The organism is Carnobacterium mobile DSM 4848 (assembly GCF_000744825.1).
Lineage (GTDB): Bacteria > Bacillota > Bacilli > Lactobacillales > Carnobacteriaceae > Carnobacterium_A > Carnobacterium_A mobile.
In genome coordinates, this window is the sequence record NZ_JQMR01000001.1 from 460,998 (window position 1) to 486,554 (window position 25,557).

Genomic DNA, 25,557 nt, shown 5'->3' on the forward strand with positions numbered 1-25,557 from the left:
GTGTTTAAATTAACAAAATAGAAAAGGAGTTTTACTATGTATAAAAATTTAGTCCCACGATTTGTTCGTTATGTCCAAACAGAAACACGTTCTGATGAAAGCAGTACGACTATTCCGTCAACTCAATCACAAGTTGCTTTCGCTAAGACTTTAATGGCGGAATTGACGGAATTAGGATTAAGTGATGTTGCGTACAATACCGATAACGGCTATGTAACGGCTACTTTACCAAGCAACACAACTCAAGAAGTACCTACAATCGGGTTTATTGCACATATGGATACGGCTGATTTTAATGCTGAACATGTCAATCCTCAGTTCCATGAAAATTATAATGGACAAGCGATTTTATTAAACAAAGAGCAAAATGTTGTTTTATCCCCAGAAGATTTTCCGAATTTGAAAAACTATCTAGGTCAAACCCTCATTACAACTGACGGGACTACTTTGTTAGGTGCTGATGATAAAGCAGGAATAGCAGAAATCATGACGGCAATGGAAATTTTACTTGCTGATTCAACAATTAAGCATGGAACAGTACGGGTTGCATTTGGACCAGATGAAGAAATCGGAATAGGAGCAGACCGATTTGATGTTGCAGGTTTTAATGCGGACTTTGCCTATACGATGGATGGGGGGCCGGTCGGAGAATTAGAATACGAAAGTTTTAATGCAGCTGCTGCGATTGTGAACATCCAAGGAAAAAATGTTCATCCTGGCACAGCTAAAAATACAATGGTCAATGCATTAAAGATTGCGCTAGCTTTTGATGCTGCCTTGCCGCAAGATGAAGTTCCTGAAAAAACAGCCGGCAGAGAAGGATTTTACCATTTGCTTGGATTATCAGGTGAAGTTGAAGAAGCACGTATGGAATATATTATTCGTGATCATGACCGCACTAAATTTGAAGACCGTAAGGCTTTTATGTTAGGAATAGCTGAAAAATTAAATGCTGATTATGGTACTGAGCGTGTAACAGTTGATCTCAACGATTCTTACTACAATATGGGAGAAATCATCGAAAAAGATATGACGGTGATCGATCTTGCGGAACAAGCTATGAAAAACTTGTCTATTGAGCCTATCATTGAACCTATCCGAGGCGGTACAGATGGTTCGAAAATTTCATTTATGGGATTACCGACTCCTAATATTTTTGCTGGCGGTGAAAATTTCCACGGTCGTTATGAATTTGTTGCTGTTGAAAGTATGCAAAAAGCTACCGATGTCATCGTTGAAATCATTCGCTTAAATGCTGGAGAAAAAGATTAACATGCTCTATCTCTTTAGTTATGTCGTTATCTTAAACGGTTGGCTCTTTGTTTTAATGGGAATAGATAAAAAAAAAGCTCAAAACCATCAGTGGAGGATTCCAGAGAAAACATTACTGCTGTTCGGTATAATTGGCGGAGGTTTAGGCGGTTTACTGGGAATGCAGCTATTCCATCATAAAACGAGTAAACTGCGCTTTAAACTCAGCTACAGTTTAGGAACAGCACTAGTGGTTGGTTTATTCATTTATTTTTCCTAATCATCGATAAAAGACGAAACAGACTTTAGCTATAATGAGTCTATTTCGTCTTTTATGATATATAAAATAATGGATAGTACTTTTTTTAGCAGATCATTTAAAAGAGAGCCAGTTTTTTTATGGATATGTTAAAATAAAGAAGCGAAGAACAAACAAAAGAGGTGAAGGACCGATGGGATTACAATTTATTTTAGGCCGGATCAATCGAGACAAAAGAGGCGCCATGTTAGATGAAATTGCGGAAAACTTAACTAACAATAAGCAAGCAAAAGTCTTTTATTTAGTTCCAGATCATATTAAATTTGAAGCAGAAATGACCGTTTTGAAACGTCTTGGGGAAATCCCGCCTTTTAATGAAAAACCTTTAATGGGCATGATGAATCTGCAAGTCTTTAGTTTTAGCCGCCTAGCATGGTTTTGGCTGCAAGATACAGATCTATTCGTTAAACCGCAACTATCCGCTTCTGGTTTATCTATGTTGGTAAGAAAATTATTGATCCAATATGAAGAACAATTGACTATTTATCGAGGAGAAGTTCGTAAAGCAGGATTTGTTGAGCAATTGACCGACTTATTTACTGAATTAAGAACGGGTCGTATTACTCAAGATGATTTGGCTTATTTGATTATGCAATTAGGCTCAACTCCTCAAGAAGCAGATTTTCAATTGAAATTGAAAGACATCTCATTACTTTATCAAGCATTTGATCAAGCTTTAGCAGGAAAGTACATTGAAACTGAAGATATATTAACAGCATTGACTGAAAAAATAAATGAAATGGATTTATCTGATACAACAATTTACATTGAAAGCTTTTTTCGGTTTACTGCTCAAGAACAAGCATTAGTTGTGGCGTTAATGAAATCCGCTAAGCAAGTCACTGTGGCATTAACATTAGATAAAGGTTACCCGACAGAAAAACCGGAATTGCATGAATTATTTCAAGCAGCGGGTGAAACATATTACCAATTGTATCAAAGCGCTCGTTCAGAGAATATCCCAGTAGCTCCTGATCGAGTGATTCACCAATTGGATGCAGCTTATTGTGAGGAATTGAATCAGTTAGAAGATTTCTGGGTAGAAACCAATAAACTTTCACCAATAAATTATCCTCCGTCTCAGCAGCAAACGACAATGGAAAACTGCATTGAAGTGTGGGCAGGAGAAAATAAACAAGCAGAAGTTGCCCATGTGGCCAAGGAAATTCGTAAACTGGTCAAAAGCGGACAATATCGTTATCAAGATATTTTGGTTTTAACGCGGAATATAGATGATTATTTAACCATTTTAGACCCGGTTTTTAATGAAAATGGCATTGAAACGTTTATTGACAGTGCAGACGTGATGAACCAACACCCATTAGTTGAATTTTTAGATGCTTTACTGATGATCAAACGTAAAAATTGGCGTTATGCTGATGTCATGCGTTTTTTGCGTACAGAGTTGTTTATTCCTCAAACTGATATAAACTTACCAGCTGAACGCGATGTCCGTGTCCGTATCATGCAGCAACAAGTTAATGCTTTCAGAGAGCATATTGATGTAACAGAAAATGTAGTGTTAGCTTACGGGTATGAAGGATACCAATGGACGATGAAAGAGCCGTGGCATTATACTCGGTTTTATTACGAAGATACCAACTTCCAATCAGACACCGATCAGCGCATTGAACAAATCGCTAATGAAATCCGCTTTATTTTAAAAGACACGTTGCTGCCTTTCTTTAAGCAACTCGACCAAGCAGAAACGGGGAAAGAGGCTGCTAAAATTGTCTACTTATTTTTAGAAAAAATTGGAGTCGATCGTCAATTGGTTTTCTGGCGAGATCAAGCGATAGAAAAAAACGACTTAGAAACAGCTAAAAAACAAGAACAGACATGGCAGGCTTTTTTGGGGCTGCTAGATGAATATGTGGAAGTATTAGGCGAAGAAAGTTTTGATTTAGAAAGCTTTCAAACGATTCTGGCTGCTGGTTTTGAAACGGCTTCTTATAGTATTGTTCCGCCAAGCATTGACCAAGTTGTTTATTCAGGTCTGGAAGGAACCCGTATCGGAACTGCTAAAGTGACTTTTTTATTAGGAATGACCGATGCTCATTTGCCAGCAAGAAGTGAGAATAAAAGTATCTTAACTGAAGAAGATAGAGAGTTAGTTGCAAGCTTTTTAGATCCATCAAAATATTTGAGACCATCTGCAGAATCATTGATGGCTACAGAACCTTTTATTGCTTATGAAGCTTTTTTAGCTTCTTCAAAAAAATTGGTTTTTACGTATCCTGTTAGCGATGACTCTAAAGACGCGCCTAAATTATCTCCATACGTATCAAGAATTGTTGAGGGATTTCACTTGCCGATTCAGTTTAAAGCTGGTGAGGTTACCTCATTGGAAAACCCTACTTCTGCTGAATTATTAGATTTTATTGGGACACGCCGGAGTACTATGAGCCAATTATTATTAGTTTTACGGAAAGAACAAGATCAAAAAGGACAACTAGACCCTTTTTGGATCGGTATCTACCGTTACTTTAAACGCCATAAAACTATTTCTGCCACCTTTAATCATTTACTGGTCAGTTTAGTGAAAAAGAATATTCCGCACCCTTTAAAGAAAGAGATTGCTACTGCTCTGTATGGCAAAGATTTATATTTGTCTGTTTCTCGTCTCGAAACCTTTTATGCAGACCACTATGCACATTTCTTACAATATGGTCTCCGCTTAAAAGAACGAAACGTTTTTGGATTATCTCCAGCCGGAACCGGAGAGTTTTTCCATGACGCATTAGACCAATTGTTTAAATCACTTTTAAGCCGTAATGTGAGTTTTCATGAAATAGATCAAGAAACGATCAATGGGATTACCGATGAAGTATTAACAGCTCTTTATGGTAAAGCCAGGTTCTCGATTTTATCTGCTTCTAATCGCATGAAATTTATTCGTGAACAATTAGGTAAAACAGTCAAACGGATCGCTTGGGCACTTGGTAAACAAAGCAGAAGAACAAATATGAAAAACGTGCAGACAGAAGTTCTTTTTGGACAGTTGGCTAATCAAAAAGGAATAGAAGGGTTAGCTTTTCCTTTAAAAAATGGCGGAAACTTATTTATCCGCGGGAAAATCGATCGTGTGGATGCGCTTGAAGTCGGACAACAACATTATTTAAGTATTGTAGATTACAAATCAAGTGCTCATGCCTTTAGTTATCAAGATGCTTATTACGGATTAGCTATGCAAATGATCACGTATTTAGATACCGCACTTGCAAATGCTCCGCAATTGATTGGGTATAAAGCTAAACCTGCCGGAGCTTTTTACTTGCATGTTCAAAATCCTTTTATTAAAGGAGATAAAATCATAGATGGCGACACCTATACAAATGAACTATTAAAACAATTTAGATTAGATGGTCTTCTGCTGGAAGAAGAAGACTTATTGATGGCACTCGATCCTACAATTGAGCCTTCGACAGCTTCTTTGGTCTATCCTTTCAATCAACTTAAAAATGAAACTTTAAAATCGAACAAATTTGTAACACTTGAAGAGATGGAGGCACTAAGAAAACACAATCAAAAGTTGATTTTAGATGCCGGCAATCAAATTATGGATGGTGTGACAACTCTTAATCCTTTTTATGAAAAAAGACAGTTCATTTCTTCAGTCAATGGAGAATTACGTGCTGTATCACAATTTGATGCCATGCTCCCTGAAAATAATTACCGCAGGATGGAAAAATTATCACGTGAAGAAATTCTTAAAAAAATAAAAGAAGAAGAGGAGGAATGACTGTGATTCCAATTAAACCTCAAAATAGCCGTTTTACTGATAGTCAATGGGAAGCTGTCTATCAAGCAGGTCATAATATTTTGGTCTCTGCCTCTGCAGGATCTGGTAAAACCACTGTTTTAGTGCAACGTGTTATTGAAAAAGTTAAATCGGGTACCAATATCGATGAATTGCTAATTGTGACGTATACGGAAGCTGCCGCTAAGGAAATGAAAGAACGTATTCAAGTCGCTATTCAACAAGCCATTACAAGTGAAAGCGAGCCGGATAAAAAACGACACTTAATACGCCAATTGTCTCTCTTAACACAAGCTTCTATTAGTACACTGCATGCTTTTTGCTTGCAAGTTATTCGTCGGTATTATTACTTGATTGATCTAGATCCAGTTTTTCGCTTATTAACAGATGAAACGGAAATCCTCTTACTAAAAGAAGATGTTTGGGAAGAAGTTAGAGAAGAACTTTATGGAGAAGAAATGAGTGCGTTTAAAAACTTAGCCAGTTCTTATTCAAATGATCGCAGTGACAGCGGTTTAACAGAACTGATCTTTTCCTTGTATGAATTTTCAAGAGCCAATCCCGACCCTGATTATTGGCTGGAACACCTTTCAGAACTGTATACGACGGATACAGAAAATTTTACAGCAGGGACGTTATTTCAAAAGTTAGTAAAGCCGCAGATTTTAGATATTTTAGTCAGTTTGATTGAACTTGGCATCACAGCTAAACAAATCGGAGAAGGTACAGAGGAGTTGAGGCAGCAAACAGAACTCATCGGTGCGGAAGTAGTCCATTTACAAGAACTACAAGATAGAATAGCTGCTGATGACTATCAAACAGCTTATCAGTTATCTCAGTCCTTTGAGTTTAACCGTTGGAAAGCTGTAAAGAAATCAGCTGATGACAGTATAAAAGAAGCTGGAGCTGAAATGAAAACGATCCGTGATCAGATCAAAAAACGCTATAGTGAAATGCAAGGCTCCTACTTTAATACGTCTTTAGAAAATCAAGTGGAAATTATGGGCAAAGCTGCTCCTTTAGTCGAAGAAATGGCACGTGTAACAGCTCTTTTTACTCAAGCTTATCGAGCACGAAAAGACGAACGTAATTTGTTGGATTTTAATGATCTAGAACATTTGACGTTGCAAATATTAGCTCACTACACAGGATCAGAATGGATTCCAAGTGAAGCTTCTTATCACTATAAAGAGAAATTTAAAGAAGTCATGGTCGATGAGTACCAAGATATTAATCAATTACAAGAAAACATTTTACGCTGGCTTGTTCAAGCCGATTCGGAAAAAGGAAATTTATTTATGGTAGGGGATGTAAAACAATCCATTTATTCTTTTCGTTTGGCAGATCCCGGATTGTTTTTAACTAAATACGAAGCGTATGAACAGAAAAATGGGGGTGAGCGGATTATTTTAGCTGAAAATTTCCGTTCCCGCGGTGAAATCCTGCATTTTACTAATCTCATTTTTGAACAACTGATGGATAAAGACGTTGGCCAAATGGACTATGACGAATCTGCACAACTGATTCAAGGATTTACAGCATTTCCAGAAACCAATCAACACGAAACAGAGATTTTGATCTATGAAAAAGGAACAGATACAGTTGAAGAAAACGAAGAAGATGCAGTAGACTGGAACATGCGGATAGACGATAAAACAGAAGGCGAACTTTTGATGGTCGGACAAAAAATACAACAATTGATTCAAGAAGGGTTTCAGATTTATGATAAAAAACTACAGCATAATCGGCCTATTTGTTATCAAGATATCGTCTTATTAACACCTACTAAAAAAAATAATTTAGTTTTATTAGAAATTTTCAAGCGTCTTTCAATTCCTTTACAAGTAAACGATACACAAAATTACTTTCAAACGACTGAAATCACTATTATGATGTCCTTACTAAAAATTATCGATAACCCTTATCAAGATATTCCTTTAGCTGCTGTTTTACGTTCGCCAATCGTCGGCTTAGACGAAAATGAATTAGCTTCTATTCGAATCAGCCAAAAAACGGGTGAATATTACGAAGCACTGCAGACATTTCATGCTTCTTATCCCGGTTTTGAAAAAGCTAGCCACTTTACAACAGCTTTATACAACAAAGTGCATCTTTTTCTAGAACGGTTAGTCAAATGGCGTGAAGAAGCGCGAAGAAATCATTTAGTTAGCTTGATTTGGTCCATTTACGAAGATACACATTTTTTAGATTATGTTGGAGGAATGAGTTCAGGAAGGCAACGGAAAGCTAACTTACATGCCTTATATGAACGGGCTGCAAGTTATGAACAAACTAGTTTTAAAGGATTGTTTCAATTTGTTCGTTTTATCGAGAAGATGCAGGAAAAGGATAAAGACCTAGCTGAGCCTACAGCTCTTGCCATGGATGAGGATGCGGTTCGGGTGATGACCATTCACGCAAGTAAAGGGCTAGAATTTCCAGTTGTTTTTGTACTGGATTTAACGAAACGTTTTAATCTGCAGGATATTCGTAAAGGCTATCTTTTTAACGAGGAATATGGAGTCGGAACGGATATCAAAGATTTAGAACGGCGGATTCGTTACCAATCTTTGCCGGAAGTTGCTTTAAAAGTAGAGCAGAAAACAAAATTATTATCAGAAGAAATGCGTAAATTATACGTTGCCTTGACACGTGCTGAGGAAAAACTGTTTTTAGTTGGCTCTTATAAAAATGCAGAAGCTGCTTGGAAAGAATGGGGCATTATCAGTGCTCATCAACCAACCGTTTTACCAAATGACATTCGTTTTACAGCAAACAGTCTGATGAAATGGATTGGCTTGTCGTTGATTCGCCATCCAAATGGCCAAAATCCTTTTCTATCTGTTACTGCAAACAATCGGACAATCAGTCAACACCCTGCAACGTTTTCTGTACATTTTTATAATGAGTCCATGATTCAAGAGCAATTGATACAAGAAGACCAAGAAATAGATGAACAATGGATTGAAAAGCTTAATACTGCCAGTGCAGCCAATAAACTTTCTGAACAAGCACAAACCACTTTAAATGAGGCACTAGCGTTGATGAATTATGACTATCGGTTTGAAAAAGCGACACATACTACCAGCTATCAATCAGTTTCTGAAATCAAGCGTCTCTTTGAAGAACCCGATGATGGCCAAATGGTAAAGATCGATATCAATCAACCACGAAATCAAAATCGGTATGTAGAAGACCGGCTAGCTCGTCCTAAATTTATGGCTGAAGTGACCGTTCCTACAAATGCTGAAATTGGAACAGCTACTCATCTTGTGATGCAATCGATTGATTTAACCAAACCGGTCTCTAAAGAATCTATTGAAGCTTTGATTCAGGATTTGCTTGACCGAGGCATGCTGCAAGAGAAAGTAGCCTACAAAATTGACAAAACCAATATCGTACGTTTCTTTGAAACGGAACTAGGGCGACTGATCTTATCGCATCCTCAACAAGTTACACGAGAAGCACCTTTTTCATTATTGCTAAAAGCAGAAAAGATTTTTTCTGACTTAGATCAAGCGGCTGATGATAAAATATTGGTCCACGGAATCATTGACGGTTATTTAGAAATGGGTGAAAAAGTGATTCTCTTTGATTATAAAACAGATCAGGTAGCGCATTATGGGACAGCTGCTGGTGAGAAGATGAAAGAGAAGTATCAAGGCCAATTGAATCTTTATCGACGTGCTTTGGAATCTATCTTGGACAAACCAATAACTGCGACTTATCTTTGCTTATTAGCGAATGGAGAAGTGATTTCACTTTAGGTTATAAAAGAGAGCAGAACGAATAAAAGAAACCATGAGTTTAACTGGGAAAAAACAACAAAAAAAGAAAGCAGTTTTTTATTCTGCTTTCTTTTTTTGTTGTTTAATTTAAGTTGTAGTTCACACCTGGAGTATAAGTATTATTGGCATCCCATAATAGGAACTCGTCTACACCTGCTTCATGTAACGCACGAATTTGGTCTTCTACTTGTGCTGCACCGTATTCGATATAGTTGCCAGCACCCAAATAGGAAGCTGTAAAGTCTTGTAACCAAGGTCTTGATTTAGGCGGAGTTTCTAATCCTTCTAAAAGTTCATTTTCAACTTTCATATATTCCGTCACTAATTTGTAAGGTTCTAAATCAGGCTTCGAAATGCCAAAGTAAGAACCCCAGTGGCTTGGATAAATCATTGAAGAAATAACATCTACATTATTAGATATTTTACTGAAATTTTGACCAATGCCAGGAGCTTCAGGTACGGTTGCTGAATAACCAAAGATATCTACTGAAACTTCAACTCCATACGGCCGTAGTTCTTCACGAGCGTATTCAACAAAATCTGTAACCGCTGAGACGCGTTGTTGAACTTCATCTATTTCACTATCTTGGTAGTCGCCGCGTGAGTAAGTTAAGCTATCACTTTGCGTTTCGAACCCTTCAGGGAAACGGACATAGTCAAATTGAATTTCTTTGAATCCCATTTTAGCTGCTTGTTTAGCTACTTCAACGTTATAGTCCCACACATCTTTTGAAAATGGGTTAACAAAAGCATCGCCATTGCCATTTTTCCAAACGCTGCCATCGGCACGTTTAAATGACAATTCAGGTTTAGCTTCCGCTAATAAAGTATCTTTAAAGACTACGATCCGTCCAATCGGATAAATTTGATTTTTTTCCAAATTTTCCATCATTGTCTTAGGATCACTGACAAAGTCTTGCGTGCTTTTCTTCACCGTCTCATTGTCTGAACCGATATCCATTGTAATGTTCCCAGTATCATCTTTAACATCAATTACCATTGAATTCAAACCATTTGTTGTTACAAAATCAGATAATTCAGCCATTTTTTGTGTTCCGCCAGCTGAGTAGGCTGTAACATAAATACCTTTAACGCCTTTTTCCGGATAGGGGATATCAATGCCGCTGTCATATGAAAATTGAGCCGGAAATTTCTTTGGAATACTTAAAAGAGGTTGACTATTGATTTCGATGGGCTCAGCTTGCTTTTCATCTTCTGCTTGTGCAGCAAAAGGAACAGCTAGGAAGAGTGATGCACTTAAAATAAATGTACCCATCCATTTTTTAGTATGTGTCATTCGTTTGATCCCTCGCTTTCTGGAGATTCAATTAGAGCAGGATCGATCAGAGTATACCCTTGATCTTTTAATCCTTCTGCAATATCAACCGCTGCTTCATTTGTCCAAGCACGGTCGTGCATTAATAAGTTAGCTCCATCACCTAGATACTCGGTATGCAACATAATATCAGTCAAGGCTGCAGCATCTTGGTATTCAGGTTCCCAGTCGTAACCATAAGTCCAATTCATAAATACCATATCTTCTTCTGCTATTACTTCAGCTGAAGTATCTGTATTTATTCCGAATGGCGCACGGAAGAAGCGAGGTTTAACACCGATCGTTTCATAAATCAGTTCATTTGTTTTCAAAATTTCTTCACGTTGTTCTTCCGGGCTGATAGAACTTAGATCTGCATGAGTTTGTGTATGGTTTCCAATTTCGAATCCCATATCGTAAATCTCTTTTAATTTTTCTTTTCCTTCATCCGATTCAATATACATTCCATTGATGAAAAAGACTGCAGGAGCGTTGATTTCCTTCATTTTAGTAGCGATTTCAACCGCGTGCTCATCTGGAGCATCATCAAACGTCAACAAGGCAACTTTTGTATCATCTCCGTCATTTAACGGTTCAATAACGAATGTATCTGGATTCACTCGGTATGTATATTCTTGAGGTTGTGTTTCATCTTTTTTCGCTTCTGATGAATCAGCTTGCGATTCACTGCTTTCAGTGCTAGCAGACTCTGAAACGGCTTCAGAAGATTGAGTTAAAGCTGATTCTGAAGACTTTTCATCAGATTGTGCCGGGTCATTCGTTTGGCAAGCACTTAACAATAAAGCACTCATTAAAGTAAAACTTAAAACTGTTTTTTTCATTATTTTACACTCCTTAACTTATTTACTTGATTCTGATAATGAGTTTAATTTTTCTTCTGCTTCGGTACGTTGTTTTTTCAGCGTTTTAAATTGCTCATTCAGTTGGTTCAAAAGCTCTTTTGTTTTAGTATCTTCTTCATTCAATTTAGTAATGCCGTCTGTCAAAGTTTTATAAGTAGCTTCTTCATCAGCTAATGATTGGTAATATGTTTCTTCTTCCTTCAAGTTTTTTTCATATTGCTTCGAATAGTCATCAAGAGAAGCAGTAAGTTTTTTTATTTCTTCAGATAAGCCCTCAATTTCTTCTTTAGGTACTTTATCGCCATCGTTTTCAGCTAAACTTTTTTGTGTTTCTTTCATTTCACCAGTGGCTTTTTTTATCGCCGATATTGCTGTTTTCCGGTTCTTAACGTTTTCAAAAACAGGAGCAGTTCCATCAGAGAATTGAGTCAAACTATCGCTTTCATCCAATGTCTTTTCAAAAGTTTCCTGTAAAGCTTTTTCTTGCTTAGTCACTTTGTTTAATTCTGACAACAAGGTGTTTTCTTCAGGTTCGATTGCTTCAGTACTTTTCAAAGCATCTGCAATGCCGTCATTTGCACAGCCAGTTAAAAAGAAAGCGGCAGCTAATGCATAAACTGTTTTGGTTCTTTTTTTCATTATGTAAGTCTCCTTTTTTTCTAAGTATCGTTCAGTCAATTCTATTTTTATCGTTCCTGATAAATAATTTTATTCCTTCCATTACATTATATTTACTAGCAACTTTTATTAGTATAACAAAGCTGACACAATTACCCAAATGATAACAGTTGTTTTCGGACTATTATTTTTTCTCAAGAGGGAATAATAAAAAAAAAAATAATCCTCATCCAGTAACTGGAGGGATTTTAAAAAGACAAATTAGACTGCAACTCTCATGGACGAATTGCTCAGTCTAACTAGGCAACAGAATACAAACTTTGTTTAGCATCTTCTTTGTGAGTATAGACGACAAAATCTTCTTGATCATAACCTATTTCCATTCCTTTTTGGTAGGGTACGGAATCGGGATGAACAATAATATACCGCATTAAAACTCGGTGTGTGCTATCTTCCAAATCTAGTGCCAAATGATAATCCTCATTTTTAAACAAGAGGCCTTTAATTTGCCAAACTTTTTCAATAGTTGCTTGTTCCATTTAAACATCTCCTTTCTTTATCCTTTAACTATTTTACTCTTTTTCTAATCAAAAGCCAATAAAAACGTCTTACAATATGCACTTTTTTTTCCTGCTGGTTTAAAATAAAAAGCTATCTCTTATTTCATATATCAGGTAAAATGGAAATAGACTAGTTTCAATAGATTATGGGTAAAGAGAGGGTTACAAATGTTTTTATATTATATTTTCGCAGCTGTTATTATTGGAATTGATCAATGGACAAAATATTTAACGGTTACGCATATTCCTTTACATGATGTAGTAGAAGTGGTCCCGGGTGTCTTATCGTGGATGTACCTACAGAATTCTGGCGCTGCATGGAGTATCTTAGAAGGCCAAATGTGGTTTTTTTATCTGATTACGCTTGTGGTAGTCGGCGTCATCATCTATTACTTACAAAAATATGGCAAAAACAGCCGTTTGTTGTCTATTGCCCTGGCTTTTATTTTGGCAGGAGCAGTCGGTAATTTTATTGATCGTCTCCGAATCGAATATGTGGTAGATATGATTCGATTAGAATTTATTGATTTTCCTATTTTTAATGTAGCCGATATGTCATTATTTATTGGCGTCGCATTAATGCTGTTGTATGTCGTGCTCGATGAAACAGATAAAAAAAGAAAGAGTCAGCAATAAAAGGCAGGGCCTATTATAAAAAAGGAGTTTTTACATGTCACAAACCTATCAATTTAAAATAAATCAAGAAAAAGGACGTTTAGATAAAGTTATTGTAGAATTACTGCCGGCGATCACTCGTTCGCATATCCAACAATGGATTAAAGAAGGGGCTGTAACAGTCAACGATAAGCAAGTCAAAGCCAACTATCACGTGCAAGCGGGAGATATGATTTACATTGAGGAGCCTGAGCTAGTTCCTTTGGATGTACAGGCAGAAAACATTCCCATTGAAGTTGTTTATGAAGATGACGATTTGTTAGTCGTCAATAAACCGCAAGGAATGGTGGTTCATCCATCTGCTGGGCACCAAACAGGTACGCTGGTCAATGCGTTGATGTACCATACTAAAAATTTATCTGGTATCAACGGAACCATTCGTCCTGGTATTGTTCACCGTATCGATAAAGATACCAGCGGATTATTAATGGTCGCAAAAAATGAACGTGCCCATGAGAAGTTAGCTGCCCAGTTAAAAGACCATACTTCTTTACGTGAATACTATGCTTTAGTTCATGGAGTCATTCCTCATGATAAAGGAACGATCGATGCTCCATTGGGCCGGTCAAAAAATGATCGAAAAAAACAAGATATTATCGACGACGGTCGTTCAGCTATTACTCATTTCCAAGTGCTAGAACGCTTTAACGATTTCACACTGGTTTCTTTACAATTGGAAACTGGAAGAACCCATCAAATTAGAGTGCACATGAAATATATTGGTTACCCGCTTGCAGGTGATCCAACCTATGGACCGCGCAAAACTCTACCAGGAAATGGTCAGTTTTTGCATGCACGCGTTCTTGGCTTCAACCATCCTACAACAGGCGAATTTTTAACTTTTGAAGCTCCGCTACCGGAAATTTTTGAAAATACTTTAACTGAATTAAGAGAAAACCGTTGACTTTTATTTAACTGAACGGTAAAGTCGTTACTAACAAAGAGAAAAAGATATCCTTTAATCCCAGTCCTGTGAGGCTACAAAGGAGCATACACGTATGAGTGGACCATTGTCAGATTATCGCCTGCAGTGGAACTCATGATGCCCTTTTGCCAAATAGGTAAAAGGGTGTTTTAATGAAGTACAGTACTTATTCATTAGTCATTAGATCCAAGGAGGAACAAACATGAAATTTAAATCTGAAGTAGAAGTGGTAGATGAAGCTGCTATGAAACGTGCTTTGACTCGGATTACTTACGAGATCATTGAACGAAATAAAGGTATCGAAGATTTAGTTCTGGTGGGCATCAAGACCCGTGGAATTTATGTCGCTGAACGAATTGCTGCACGCATGCAGCAGATTGAAGGAGTTGCTATTCCGGTCGGCAAATTAGATATTTCTCTTTATCGCGATGATGTACACACTAGTGATGGACGTGAACCCGAAATAAAAGGAACGGATATTCCTTTTTCTATTGAAGGCAAACAAGTCATTTTAATTGATGACGTTTTGTTTACCGGACGGACGATTCGAGCTGCTTTGGACGCATTAATGGATATTGGACGCCCCAGTAAAATATCGTTAGCTGTGTTAGTTGACCGTGGGCATCGAGAATTGCCAATTCGAGCTGATTTCGTTGGAAAAAATATTCCTACTTCCTTAGAAGAACAAATCAAAGTAGCTATGCAAGAAGTGGATGGCGAAGACCATGTACTGATTCAAAAATTAAATTAATCATTGTGAAGCTTTAATTGAGTCCAGAGAGACACAAAAGGTCACTACTACTATTCAGCCGTGTTAAGGTTGCCTTCGCGCGGAGTCTGAATAATGATAGAACCCAACTGTCTCAATAGACGGTGGGTTCTTTTTTTTACCAAAAAAGGTCCTGCCATTACACCTCATCCAAGAGCTGGAGGAAAATATATTAGGTAATTGAGAAATCAGGATGCCGGGTTTTAAGTTTGGCATTTGCCATGGGTTCATACATAAAAGGAGGAGTAAAAATGAAAGAAGCTATAGAGCGTACACGTTTAGATCATTTTGTTTCGGTTGAGACATTGGAAAACGAAGAGGTGACAGCATTGATTAAGCGAGCAGGCGAACTTAAGTGGGGTGCAGCTCCTCAATATGCTAGAACCAAATATGCAGTTAATCTTTTTTTGAAAGCAGTACAAGAACCCATAAAAGTTTTGAAATGGCAGAAAACAAGCTAGGGTTGAACGTAATTGATTTTGAACCTTCGACGAGTAGCCTGACAAAAGGAGAGAGTTTATACGATACAGTGTTAACAATGGCTGCTATTGGGGTCGATGTTGCCGTCATACGACATGGGTCTGAATCTTTTTATACCGAGCTGATCAATAGTCCGACTATTTCTTGCTCTATTATCAATGGCGGTGATGGAGCCGGACAGCATCCAAGTCAGTGTTTACTAGACTTGATGACCATCTATGAAGAGTTTGGTACTTTCGAAGGACTGAAAGTAGCCATTGTAGGCGATTTAACTCATTCACGTGTTGCAAGATCCAACATGCAGATGCTGCAACGTCTAGGCGCTGAGATTTACTTTTCAGGTCCTCCAGAATGGTATAACCCATCCTTTGACCAATATGGACAATATCGGCCACTAGACGAGTTAGTTAAAATGGTTGATGTGATGATGCTACTGAGAGTGCAACATGAACGCCACGAAACGTATGGGAATTTCTCTACAGCTTCGTATTTAGAAAAATACGGATTAACTGCTGATAGAGAACGTAACATGCTAGGTCATGCGATTATCATGCATCCTGCACCGGTTAACCACGATGTGGAATTGCAAGGTACATTAATGGAATGCCCGCGTTCTCGCATTGTGACTCAAATGCAAAATGGCGTCTATGCTAGGATGGCTATTTTAGAAGCTGTTTTAGCACATTAAGAAGCTGCCGGTACAAAAAGCAGTTTACAAAAAGACTAACCAAACAATAGAAGGAATGAGGGATAACAGTGTCATTATGGCTTAAAAATACAACGATTATCAATCAGCAGGGGCAGCTGGAAGCAAGTGAAGTATTTCTAAATAAAGGCATCATTGAAGCTGTCGGATCTGACTTGTCTTTTCAAGGAAAACGGGCAAATCAGATCATCGATGCTCAAGGAGCTTTACTTACGCCTGGGTTGATTGATGTACATGTTCATTTACGAGAACCGGGTTTTTCAGAAAAAGAAACGATTAAAACGGGAACAATGGCGGCTGCTCGCGGCGGGTTTACGACTATTTGTGCAATGCCTAATGTGAAACCTGAACCAGATACCGTCGAAAAACTGAGGGCTGTACAAGAAAAAATAAGAACTGACGCTGTAGTAAAGGTTTTGCAGTATGCGCCGATTACCAAAGGGTTAAGCACTGAACCACTCACCGACCAAAAAGTATTGCTTTCAGCTGGAGCTTTTGCGTTTACAAATGACGGAGTGGGAGTACAAACTGCCGGGACAATGTACTTGGCTATGAAAGAAGCGGCTAAAAATAAAACCGTTATTGTTGCACATACAGAAGATGAGTCTTTATTATTTGGCGGAGTGATGCACGAAGGCACCCGCAATAAAGAACTGGATTTGCCCGGTATCTTAAGTGTTACTGAATCCAGTCAGATTGCGCGCGATGTATTGCTCAGCGAAGCTACAGGCGCTCATTATCATGTCTGCCATGTTTCTACTAAAGAAAGTGTTCGGATTATCCGTGATGCTAAACGAGCTGGAATTCCTGTAACAGCAGAAGTAACCCCTCATCATCTGCTATTGACAGAACAAGACATTCCCAAAGACTCAGCACTTTATAAAATGAACCCGCCATTAAGGAGCCCGTCAGACCGTGAAGCTCTGATTGAAGGGTTGCTAGATGGTACGATTGATATGATTGCAACTGATCATGCACCTCATACAATTGAGGAAAAAAATGGCAGTATGATGCAGGCACCCTTTGGGGTAACCGGCAGCGAAACAGCTTTCTCTTTATTGTATACGCACTTTGTTGAAAAAAATATCTTTACATTAGCTCAACTAGTAGAGTGGCTGACGATACGACCAGCAAAAGTTTTTGGTCTGAGTGCAGGTACTATGGAAATTGGACAAAAAGCTGATTTGGCTTTGTTTGATCTGCAAACTGAAAAAGAACTTCTTGCTGAAGAATACCAATCAAAAGCAATTAACACACCCTTTACCGGATGGAAAGTAAAAGGACAGACATTTATGACTATCGTTGATGGAAAAATCGTTTATACAGGAAATTGCTAAAAAAGAAACGCTTATGATTATAAAAAAGCGGCACAAGGATAGATGAAAAGCAGTAAAAAAGAAAAGCAAACTTTAGGAGGCGGTTAGTATCAATAAATTAAGCGTATCATTACCAGGACTGGATTTAAAAAATCCTATCATGCCGGCAAGCGGAACTTTTGGTTTTGGCGATCTTTATACAGATCGCTACGATTATAGTATCTTAGGAGCTCTGATCATCAAATCAACAACACTTGAATCGCGAATCGGCAATGCTGAACCATGTTACCATCATTTGGACAATGGAGTATTAAATGCCGTCGGTTTACGCAACCCTGGTGTTGATGTGATCGTTAATGAAAAATTGCCAGCTCTAGAAAAATTTGACACGCCGATTATTGCAAGTGTAGCTGGAACAACGATTTCTGATTATGTAGAAGTAACAAAAAAACTTTGTCACTCGCCAATTGTGAAAGCTCTTGAAATCAATCTGTCTTGTCCAAATGTAGCAGATGGAGGATTAACGTTCGGTTCAAATCCTGAAGCTGTTTATCAGATGACCAAAGCGGTCAAATCAGTGGCTACTGTTCCAATTTATGTTAAATTAACACCTAACGTAACGGATATTACTGAGATCGCTAAAGCTGCTGAAGCTGGCGGAGCAGACGGGATCAGTGTGATCAATACACTTTTAGGCATGAGTATTGATTTAGAGACCAAACAACCTTTTTTAGCCAATAAAACGGGCGGCTTATCCGGTTCGGCTATAAAACCGATTGCCGTTCGAATGATTTACCAGGTTTCCCGGGCTGTATCGATTCCCGTCATCGGGATGGGTGGCATTTCGACAGTCGATGAAGTTCTTGAAATGCTGATGGCAGGTGCTAGCGCAGTAGCCATAGGAACAGCTAATTATAACAATCCTATGATTTGTAAAGAATTGATTGAAGCTTTACCAGGGCGAATGGATGAACTAGGAATTGCATCTATCGAATCCTTGATCAAAGAAGTAAAGGCAGGTCAGAATAGTGAATACTAAACCCATTATTGCGTTAGATTTTTCAACAAGTGAAGAGATAAAACAGTTTTTAAGTCATTTTAAAGATGAATCGTTATTTGTCAAAGTAGGGATGGAGCTTTATTATCAAAATGGTCCTGAAATCGTTAAGTATATGAAAGAACTAGGGCATGAGATTTTTTTAGATTTGAAATTACACGATATACCGAACACGGTCAAGCGATCCATGAAAGGTCTGGCAGCTTTGGATATCGATATGATCAATGTACATGCAGCTGGAGGCAGTGAAATGATGGAAGCTGCAATGGATGGTATTCTTGCGGGCACTCCAGCCGGGAGTACGCGGCCGGATTTAATTGCCGTTACTCAGCTGACTTCGACTACGCCCGAAGCTATGCGGAGAGAACAATTGATCGAAGTTCCTTTATTGCAAAGTGTTATCCATTACGCTCAATTAACTCAAACAGCCGGATTAGATGGGGTCGTTTGCTCTGCTTTAGAAGCACGGCTGATCAAAAAGAATACCGCTTCGGACTTTTTATGTGTAACTCCCGGGATCCGACCTAGCGGCGAAGAAAAAGGCGATCAGAAACGGGTCGCTACACCTACATCAGCTTATGAAGAAGGGGCCAGCCATATCGTGGTCGGTCGTCCCATTACATTGGCCCAAGACCCCGTAGCAGCTTATCATTTAATCAAAAATCAATGGAACGGAGATAAATATTAAAATGACAGTCGAAAAAACAATAGCAAAGCACTTATTAGATATTAAAGCCGTAAGTTTAAACCCAACTAGTCCCTTTACTTGGGCAAGCGGAATGAAAAGCCCAATTTATTGCGATAATCGTATTACGATGGGGTATCCGTCGGTTCGAAAAAAGATCGCACAGGATATGGCAGATTTGATTCGAGAAAATTATCCTGATGTAGAAGTGATCGCCGGTACGGCTACAGCGGGAATCCCACATGCGGCGTGGGTTGCGGAAGTATTAGATTTACCTATGGTCTATATCCGCAGCAAAGCAAAAGATCATGGCAAAGGCAACCAAATTGAAGGCCGGTTAATACCCGGACAGAAAATGGTCGTGATCGAAGATCTCATCTCAACAGGCGGAAGTGTCATTGAAGCTTGTGAAGCAGCAGCCAAAGAGGGGGCAGAGATCCTTGGGGTAGCTGCTATCTTCACTTATGAATTGCCAAAAGGGATAGAAAATTTTAAACAACACGACATCTCATTAAAAACATTAACGAACTACACGACTTTAATTGAAGTTGCATTAGAAACGAAAACCATCGAATCAGAAGAGGTCAGTCTATTAAAACAATGGAAAAAAGATCCGTTGAATTGGAAAAAATAATGGCGTTCAGCAAACCTGTTTGCTGAACTACTGCGGTAATAGGAACAAAATAAAAAAGCCTTCAAGAATAGTGTGTGAATAATATCCTTGAAGGCCTTTTTGTCTTAATTTACTAGTTACTAGAACTGACAAACCGATTTTTTGCAGCACCTTGACCACAAACGAAGAGCAACAGAGCTGCTCCTACTAACAGCCATAACGGACTATCCCAGCTATTCGTTACATCATGCAGATATCCAAAGAGCATAGGGCCAATTGCAGCAAGCAGGTACCCAAAAGACTGAGCCATACCGGATAATTCTGCTGCTTGATGTGCATTTTCGGTTCGTAAGCCGAAAAACATCATCGCTAGGCCAAAAGCACATCCTCCTCCAATACCAATCAAGACAATCCATAAAATAATTAAACTCGAACCGCCATAAAGCAATCCCAAAATACCTGTTATTAGTAAAATTGATGTTATGCTGACTAATAAGCGTTGATCAGACATACGACCAGCAACAATAGGGATAATAAAAGTAAAAGGAAGCAAAGCCAGTTGCATCATGGAAAGCAGCCATCCTGACTGATCAGAACTTATTCCTTGTTGCATCACTATTTCAGGTAACCAAGCAATTAGGACATAGAATACCAATGATTGGAGTCCCATGAATAAAGTTACTTGCCAAGGCTAATGGCGAACGCCATAAATTGACTTTAGCCTGTGTTGGTTTGATATACGTGTCGGCTGCTTTTAGATGGTGCTGTTTTTTCATTTGCGGCATCCAAAAGAAGATGGAAAGAAAGCTTAATATTCCCCAAATTCCTAGAGCACCTTGCCAGCCATAACCTGATTTCATCATAATAGGGATGCTAATACCTGAAGCTATAGCTCCAAACAAATTCATCGAAATAGAATACACACCAGTCATTACCCCAATTTTTCTAGGAAATTCTCGTTTAATAAGACTTGGCAGCAAGACATTACACACAGAAATAGCGAGTCCTAGCATAGCTGTTCCAATATATAAATTAGCCGTACCAGATGTAGAACGGATGAGGATACCAAAAGTCAAAAAAATAATTGCACATAAAACCATAAACTCTATACCAAATTTCCGTCCTAACCTAGGCACAAAAGGTGAAATAAAGGCGAAAGCGAGTAGAGGGAGTGTAGTAATCATACCAGCTAATGCATTCGATAGTTGTAATTGATCTCTAATGTGACCAACTAACGGTCTGACCGAGGTTAAAGGAGCTCGCAGATTGGTCGCTATAAAATGATTCCTAAAATCATCATCCAAGCTTTCGGTTGATTCTTAACCTCTTCGGTTGTTTTTATACGTTGGTCGATATTAAAGTATTTTGGCAAATTCATCTTCATTCCTCCTGATAATTCTCATAACTGAATAGTGCTAACTAGTTTTTCTAGCTATTATCATTCCAACAGTTACTTTCCAAACTTCTTTTTCTTTTTGTATATTGTAATAAATAAAAAAACAAATACAGTATGTATTATACAAACGATGGGTTGTCTATTTAAATTTTTATGTTACCTAAAAAGCCCATAAAAAAGTAACACTCGGTTATCCAGTAGGATAGATAATCGAGTGTTACAGCTTAGGAATTGTTAGCTAATGATTTAAAAAGAATCATTCTAGATCTTCTTCATGATAATTAGAACCTTTAACAAATTAAATCTAAACCTTTAATTTATCCACTAACGCTTTATCAGGCGTTACAAAAACCGTCCGTTGCCCTTCATAAATCACAAAACCTGGTTTAGCACCATTGGGTTTGCGTATCTTTTTCACTTCTACGACGTCAACAGGAACAGAAGCTGACAGCTGTGATTTTGAAAAGTAAGCAGCGATATTAGCTGCTTCCAAAATGGTTGTTTCAGAAGGATCATTGCTTTGAATGATCACATGTGAACCAGGAATATTTTTCGTATGCAGCCAGATATCGGATTTTCTAGCTGTCTTCAAGGTCAACTGATCATTTTGTAAATTGTTTTTTCCAACCAGAATGGAATCACCGTCACTTGACACATATTTGTCAGGCGCACTGGCTTTTTGTCTTTTTTGTTTTTTCTTCGTTTTCTTTTTCAAATAGCCTTGCTGAATCAATTCTTCTTTGATCTCAGCAATGTCTTTAGGCGTTGCAAGTTCTAATTGAGTTGAGACAGAATCCAGGTAAGCAATTTCTTCATTAGTCAATCGAATTTGTTCAGTAACAAAAATAATGGCATTTTTTAATTTTTGGTATTTCGAAAAATATTTTTGCGCATTTTGAGAAGGAGTGCTTCTTGGATTTAAAGCAATGGTCACCGGCCGATCGTCATCATAAAAATTAGCTAACGTGACTTCCGTTTGCCCTTTATGCAACTCATGCAGATAAGCAGTCAACAGTTCGCCGCGGATTCGATAATCATCTGCTAATTCTGTTTCATCCATTGTTTTTTCAAGTTTTTTTAATTTTTTAACGTTTCGCTGCAACTCAGTTTGTAACACATGGATTAAATCTGCTCCTTGCTGCTGTACGCGGTCCTTTTCCGCTTTACTTTGATAATACTGGTCTAAAAGAGTACTCAATGTGGGATAGCTTTCAGATTCTCCAGCTAAACTAAGATAAGGAACCGGTGTAAAGAACGTTTTTTTCTTTACTTGTGTTAAAGTAGGTGCAATTTTACCTTGCCGAATCGTTTCAATAAAAGATTGCAGAACTTCCGGAAGCTTATCCAATTGCTCCTCACTGCGGTAGACTAGTTCACTGGCTGTATCCGAGCCAATTCCTTGATAGGTTTGTTGGAATTTTTTAGTCAAGGAAAGCTCAACAGGATTTTCAAGCACTTCAATTAAGGTTGCATTGGTCGTTTCAAATGGATTTAATTTATCTTGATGAGGAGGCGTAACATACGTTGCACCTGGCATCACTGCTCGATAAGTATTTTGACTAGCAGGAACGTGTTTGATCGTGTCCATGATTCGCTGCGTGTCTTGTTCAACCAAGAACAAATTACTGTGTCGTCCCATCAATTCAACAATCAGCATGATATTTTGGACGTCCCCTAATTCATCACGACTTTTAAATGTAAAATGAATCATGCGGTCATTTCCAACTTGTTGAATATTTTCTAAAACAGCACCTTCTAAATGTTTCCGCATCACCATACAAAAATTAGGCGGAGAACTTGGGTTTTCATATGGAATCTCAGTCAACTGAATCCGAGCATAACTAGGATGCGCAGATAACAACAGCTTATGATTTTTCCCATTCGCACGTATGACTAGTATGATTTCATTTTTATACGGTTGATGTACTTTAGATACTCGGCCGTTGCTGAGTGCATAACGTAACTCATCAACCATTGCATGGGTAAAGATACCATCAAATGACATATTTTTCCCTTCTTTCTTTAGAATAGATTATTTAAACAGCTGCTTTCTTTCATTTAAAGAAAAACAACGACAATCTATCGTTATTATGATCGTATGTTTAATTATAACATGTTTAGTAAGAATGTATATGCATCAAGGAAGCCACATAGAAATTCAACTTAAAAATACAAAACAGTTGAAAAAGATATTTAAAGAAAGGTAAAATACAACTAATGACTATTTTAGAAATAGGAAAATCTAACTTTAAAGGAGAATATAATGGATTGGTATTATGAAGGAGAACGAGGACCTGAACACTGGAAAGACATCTGCCAAGCTTTCAAAACAGCAGAAGAGGGCAGTTTGCAGTCTCCCATTCAATTGAGTGAAAACGAGGTCACAAACAAAATCAGTCAACAGTCGCTAACGATTCATTACCATACGACACGTTTTGAGACATCTTTTTTTAACCATACAGTGCATTTGAGTCCCTTGGCAGGAGAAGGGTTGAATTCAGTCTTTTTTAATCATAAAAGATACATACTAGAGGATCTGCATTTTCATTTACCAAGCGAACATGAAATCAATCATGAGTCTTTTCCGTTAGAATTGCATTTGGTGCACCGATCAAGAGAAAATGAATTACTCGTTCTAGGAATTACCGTTCTTCCAAACAAAGAACCAGCAAACCAAGAAATGGCTCGTATGGACAGTTTAGCTTTAAACCCAAGAATTTCTGGGCGCGGGCTAGAAGTTCCGATTGACTTAGCTAATATTTTACCGGCCAAACAACAATTTTTTCATTATAGCGGTTCTTTAACAACACCGCCGACTTCCGGACCCGTAGAATGGATTGTTTTTCGACATCAAACTTATATGCGCAAAGGATTGTTGCAAGCTTTCAAAGAGAACGTTGGCAAAACAAACCGTCCGTTGCAGCCGATCGCTAACCGGCCTATTTTTTTATCTGAATAAAATAAAACATTCTTAAAGAAAATGATTATTTGTCTTGACTCTTATGAAAGCAACGAGTAAGATAAATCTAATAAGTTTTTAATCAACCAAAAGGAGTGTTTGTCATGAATCCATTTTTACCTATCGCTATGAATTTAAATAATCGTTGGCAAAGCCAAGATAGATAGGTTGATTTATGAAGCTTCTTCATAGGTACAACCTTCAGGGAACACGCTGAACTTGTATCTATGTTGGTTTATTTGAACACACGTGAAAACGACCTGCATAGAGTAAAACATTTATTCTATGTGGAGTCGTTTACTATAAACAGCTACCACAAGTACTTTTGTGGAGCTGTTTATTTTTTTATCTTCAGTAGTCAAAATAATAGAGATAAAGGAGCAAAATAAGATGTCTTTTCTTTTTATGAAACGATGGCAGTACTTGGAGAAAACAATTCAATAGGAACGAAAGATTCGTTAACTACTTACTTTGGAGGAAAAAACATGAAAAAAATGATTGGGTTTATCAGTGTATTAGCACTAATTTTAACATTTGCATTTTTTACCGAACAAACTAAAACAACCACTTCAACAAAAAAAGAGTTACCCATAGTAGGTGTCTTACAACTAACCAGCCATCCTGCTCTTGATAAGATTTATGAAGGTATCATTGATGCTTTAAACGAAGAAGGATTCATCGATGGAAAAACCATGGTATTGGACTTTCAAAATGCTCAAGGCGATCAAAGCAATTTGAATTCTATGAGCGCTCGATTCGTAAGTCGGAATGCAGCAGTTATGGTGGGCATCGCCACTCCAGCTGCTCAAGCTCTAGCGAATAGTTCTCAAGAGATCCCGATTATTTTAGGAGCCGTTAGCAATCCCGAAGAAGCTGGGTTGGTTGCCAGCAATGAAAAACCTGGTGGGAATATCACCGGTGTCAGTGATCTGACTCCAATTAAAGAACAGTTTGAATTGATCAAGGAACTTTTACCAGAAGCAAAAAAAATCGGTATTCTTTATTCATCGAGTGAAGACAATTCGCTTGTTCAAGCTGAACAAGCTGCTGAAATTGCTGCCGCTATGGGATATGAAACAACTACTTTAACTGTCTCTTCAACGAATGACGTTTCACAAGTTAGTTCTTCATTGGCTAGCCAAGTAGATGCTATTTGGGTTCCAACAGATAATACCATAGCCAGTGCGATGAATACCGTGATTGCGGCCACTGACGCCAAACACATTCCGGTTTTTCCTGCTGTGGATACAATGGTAGAAGAGGGCGGACTAGCAACGATCGGGTTAAACCAATACGAATTAGGAAAATTAACGGGTAAAATGACAGCAGCTGTTCTTAAAGGCGAAAGTGATCCGGCAACCACTCCGGTGCAATACCTTGAGCAAGGAGAAATAATACTCAATGAAGAAAAAGCAAAGGAATTAGGAATTTCTATTCCGCAAACCTTGTTAGACCAAATGGCAAATCACTAATTTAACTATATCTAAGAAAGAAGGTCATAT

20 protein-coding genes and 1 pseudogene are annotated in these 25,557 nt (G+C 38.0%); 14 read left to right on the forward strand and 7 right to left on the reverse strand.

The window, feature by feature from the left end; all coding sequences use genetic code 11:
• The first annotated feature begins 36 nt into the window (after positions 1-36).
• The 4 genes from pepT to addA all read left to right on the forward strand — a co-directional run bounded on the left by pepT (position 37) and on the right by addA (position 9,097).
• Positions 37-1,272, forward strand: a complete 1,236-nt coding sequence (gene pepT / locus BR87_RS02090) for a peptidase T (protein WP_035028114.1) — start codon at positions 37-39, stop codon at positions 1,270-1,272.
• 1 nt (position 1,273) lies between these two features.
• Positions 1,274-1,531 (forward strand): DUF1294 domain-containing protein, encoded by a 258-nt coding sequence (locus BR87_RS02095; RefSeq protein ID WP_156959067.1) that lies wholly within the window; start codon positions 1,274-1,276, stop codon positions 1,529-1,531.
• Positions 1,532-1,703: 172 nt separating this feature from the next.
• Entirely contained in the window at positions 1,704-5,312 is a 3,609-nt protein-coding gene (addB, locus tag BR87_RS02100) for a helicase-exonuclease AddAB subunit AddB (protein WP_035028120.1), read from the forward strand.
• Positions 5,309-9,097 carry a helicase-exonuclease AddAB subunit AddA gene (addA, locus tag BR87_RS02105; RefSeq protein WP_035028123.1) on the forward strand — a complete coding sequence of 1,263 codons (3,789 nt, stop codon included), beginning with the start codon at positions 5,309-5,311 and terminating at the stop codon, positions 9,095-9,097. Before addB ends, addA begins: the two co-directional genes overlap by 4 nt.
• Before the next feature lie 103 nt (positions 9,098-9,200).
• On the opposite strand, the gene BR87_RS02110 is transcribed toward addA, so the two are convergent.
• From BR87_RS02110 to BR87_RS02125, 4 genes are all read right to left on the reverse strand, one after another.
• Positions 9,201-10,415: a putative glycoside hydrolase gene (locus BR87_RS02110; protein WP_211249964.1), complete on the reverse strand. Its 1,215-nt coding sequence runs from the start codon at positions 10,413-10,415 to the stop codon at positions 9,201-9,203.
• Positions 10,412-11,275, reverse strand: a complete 864-nt coding sequence (locus BR87_RS02115) for a polysaccharide deacetylase family protein (protein WP_035028126.1) — start codon at positions 11,273-11,275, stop codon at positions 10,412-10,414. The genes BR87_RS02110 and BR87_RS02115 overlap by 4 nt, the downstream gene beginning before the upstream one ends.
• 18 nt (positions 11,276-11,293) lie before the next feature.
• Positions 11,294-11,935: a YkyA family protein gene (locus BR87_RS02120; protein ID WP_035028129.1), complete on the reverse strand. Its 642-nt coding sequence runs from the start codon at positions 11,933-11,935 to the stop codon at positions 11,294-11,296.
• 278 nt (positions 11,936-12,213) lie between these two features.
• Positions 12,214-12,453 (reverse strand): hypothetical protein, encoded by a 240-nt coding sequence (locus BR87_RS02125; RefSeq protein WP_035028134.1) that lies wholly within the window; start codon positions 12,451-12,453, stop codon positions 12,214-12,216.
• Positions 12,454-12,642: 189 nt separating this feature from the next.
• On the opposite strand from BR87_RS02125, the gene lspA reads away from it, so the two are divergent.
• From lspA to pyrE, 8 genes and pseudogenes are all read left to right on the forward strand, one after another.
• A complete protein-coding gene (gene lspA / locus BR87_RS02130) occupies positions 12,643-13,110 on the forward strand; it encodes a signal peptidase II (RefSeq protein ID WP_035028137.1) in 468 nt (155 codons plus the stop codon).
• Positions 13,111-13,144: 34 nt separating this feature from the next.
• Positions 13,145-14,053, forward strand: a complete 909-nt coding sequence (locus BR87_RS02135; protein WP_035028141.1) for an RluA family pseudouridine synthase — start codon at positions 13,145-13,147, stop codon at positions 14,051-14,053.
• 223 nt (positions 14,054-14,276) lie between these two features.
• Positions 14,277-14,825 carry a bifunctional pyr operon transcriptional regulator/uracil phosphoribosyltransferase PyrR gene (gene pyrR, locus BR87_RS02140; RefSeq protein ID WP_035028144.1) on the forward strand — a complete coding sequence of 183 codons (549 nt, stop codon included), beginning with the start codon at positions 14,277-14,279 and terminating at the stop codon, positions 14,823-14,825.
• 269 nt (positions 14,826-15,094) lie between these two features.
• A pseudogene (locus tag BR87_RS02145) lies at positions 15,095-16,011 on the forward strand (aspartate carbamoyltransferase catalytic subunit).
• A gap of 68 nt (positions 16,012-16,079) precedes the next feature.
• On the forward strand, positions 16,080-17,366 hold the full coding sequence (locus BR87_RS02150) for a dihydroorotase (RefSeq protein WP_035028147.1): 1,287 nt from the start codon (positions 16,080-16,082) through the stop codon (positions 17,364-17,366).
• Between the two features lie 88 nt (positions 17,367-17,454).
• Positions 17,455-18,384 carry a dihydroorotate dehydrogenase gene (locus BR87_RS02155; protein ID WP_035028149.1) on the forward strand — a complete coding sequence of 310 codons (930 nt, stop codon included), beginning with the start codon at positions 17,455-17,457 and terminating at the stop codon, positions 18,382-18,384.
• Positions 18,374-19,090: an orotidine-5'-phosphate decarboxylase gene (gene pyrF / locus BR87_RS02160; protein WP_035028152.1), complete on the forward strand. Its 717-nt coding sequence runs from the start codon at positions 18,374-18,376 to the stop codon at positions 19,088-19,090. The genes BR87_RS02155 and pyrF overlap by 11 nt, the downstream gene beginning before the upstream one ends.
• Position 19,091: 1 nt before the next feature.
• Entirely contained in the window at positions 19,092-19,721 is a 630-nt protein-coding gene (gene pyrE, locus BR87_RS02165; protein WP_035028155.1) for an orotate phosphoribosyltransferase, read from the forward strand.
• A gap of 112 nt (positions 19,722-19,833) precedes the next feature.
• Here pyrE and BR87_RS13215 read toward each other — a convergent pair whose 3' ends face one another.
• The 3 genes from BR87_RS13215 to BR87_RS02175 all read right to left on the reverse strand — a co-directional run bounded on the left by BR87_RS13215 (position 19,834) and on the right by BR87_RS02175 (position 23,101).
• Positions 19,834-20,355, reverse strand: coding sequence for an MFS transporter (locus tag BR87_RS13215; RefSeq protein WP_211249965.1), 522 nt, complete (start codon positions 20,353-20,355; stop codon positions 19,834-19,836).
• Entirely contained in the window at positions 20,321-21,004 is a 684-nt protein-coding gene (locus BR87_RS13220; RefSeq protein ID WP_211249966.1) for an MFS transporter, read from the reverse strand. The genes BR87_RS13215 and BR87_RS13220 overlap by 35 nt, the downstream gene beginning before the upstream one ends.
• A gap of 396 nt (positions 21,005-21,400) precedes the next feature.
• Complete coding sequence (locus tag BR87_RS02175; RefSeq protein ID WP_035028157.1) at positions 21,401-23,101, reverse strand: NFACT RNA binding domain-containing protein; 1,701 nt, start codon at positions 23,099-23,101, stop codon at positions 21,401-21,403.
• Positions 23,102-23,359: 258 nt separating this feature from the next.
• On the opposite strand from BR87_RS02175, the gene BR87_RS02180 reads away from it, so the two are divergent.
• Positions 23,360-24,055 (forward strand): carbonic anhydrase family protein, encoded by a 696-nt coding sequence (locus BR87_RS02180; protein ID WP_035028159.1) that lies wholly within the window; start codon positions 23,360-23,362, stop codon positions 24,053-24,055.
• Between the two features lie 485 nt (positions 24,056-24,540).
• On the forward strand, positions 24,541-25,527 hold the full coding sequence (gene trpX / locus BR87_RS02185) for a tryptophan ABC transporter substrate-binding protein (protein WP_035032695.1): 987 nt from the start codon (positions 24,541-24,543) through the stop codon (positions 25,525-25,527).
• Positions 25,528-25,557: the final 30 nt, after the last annotated feature.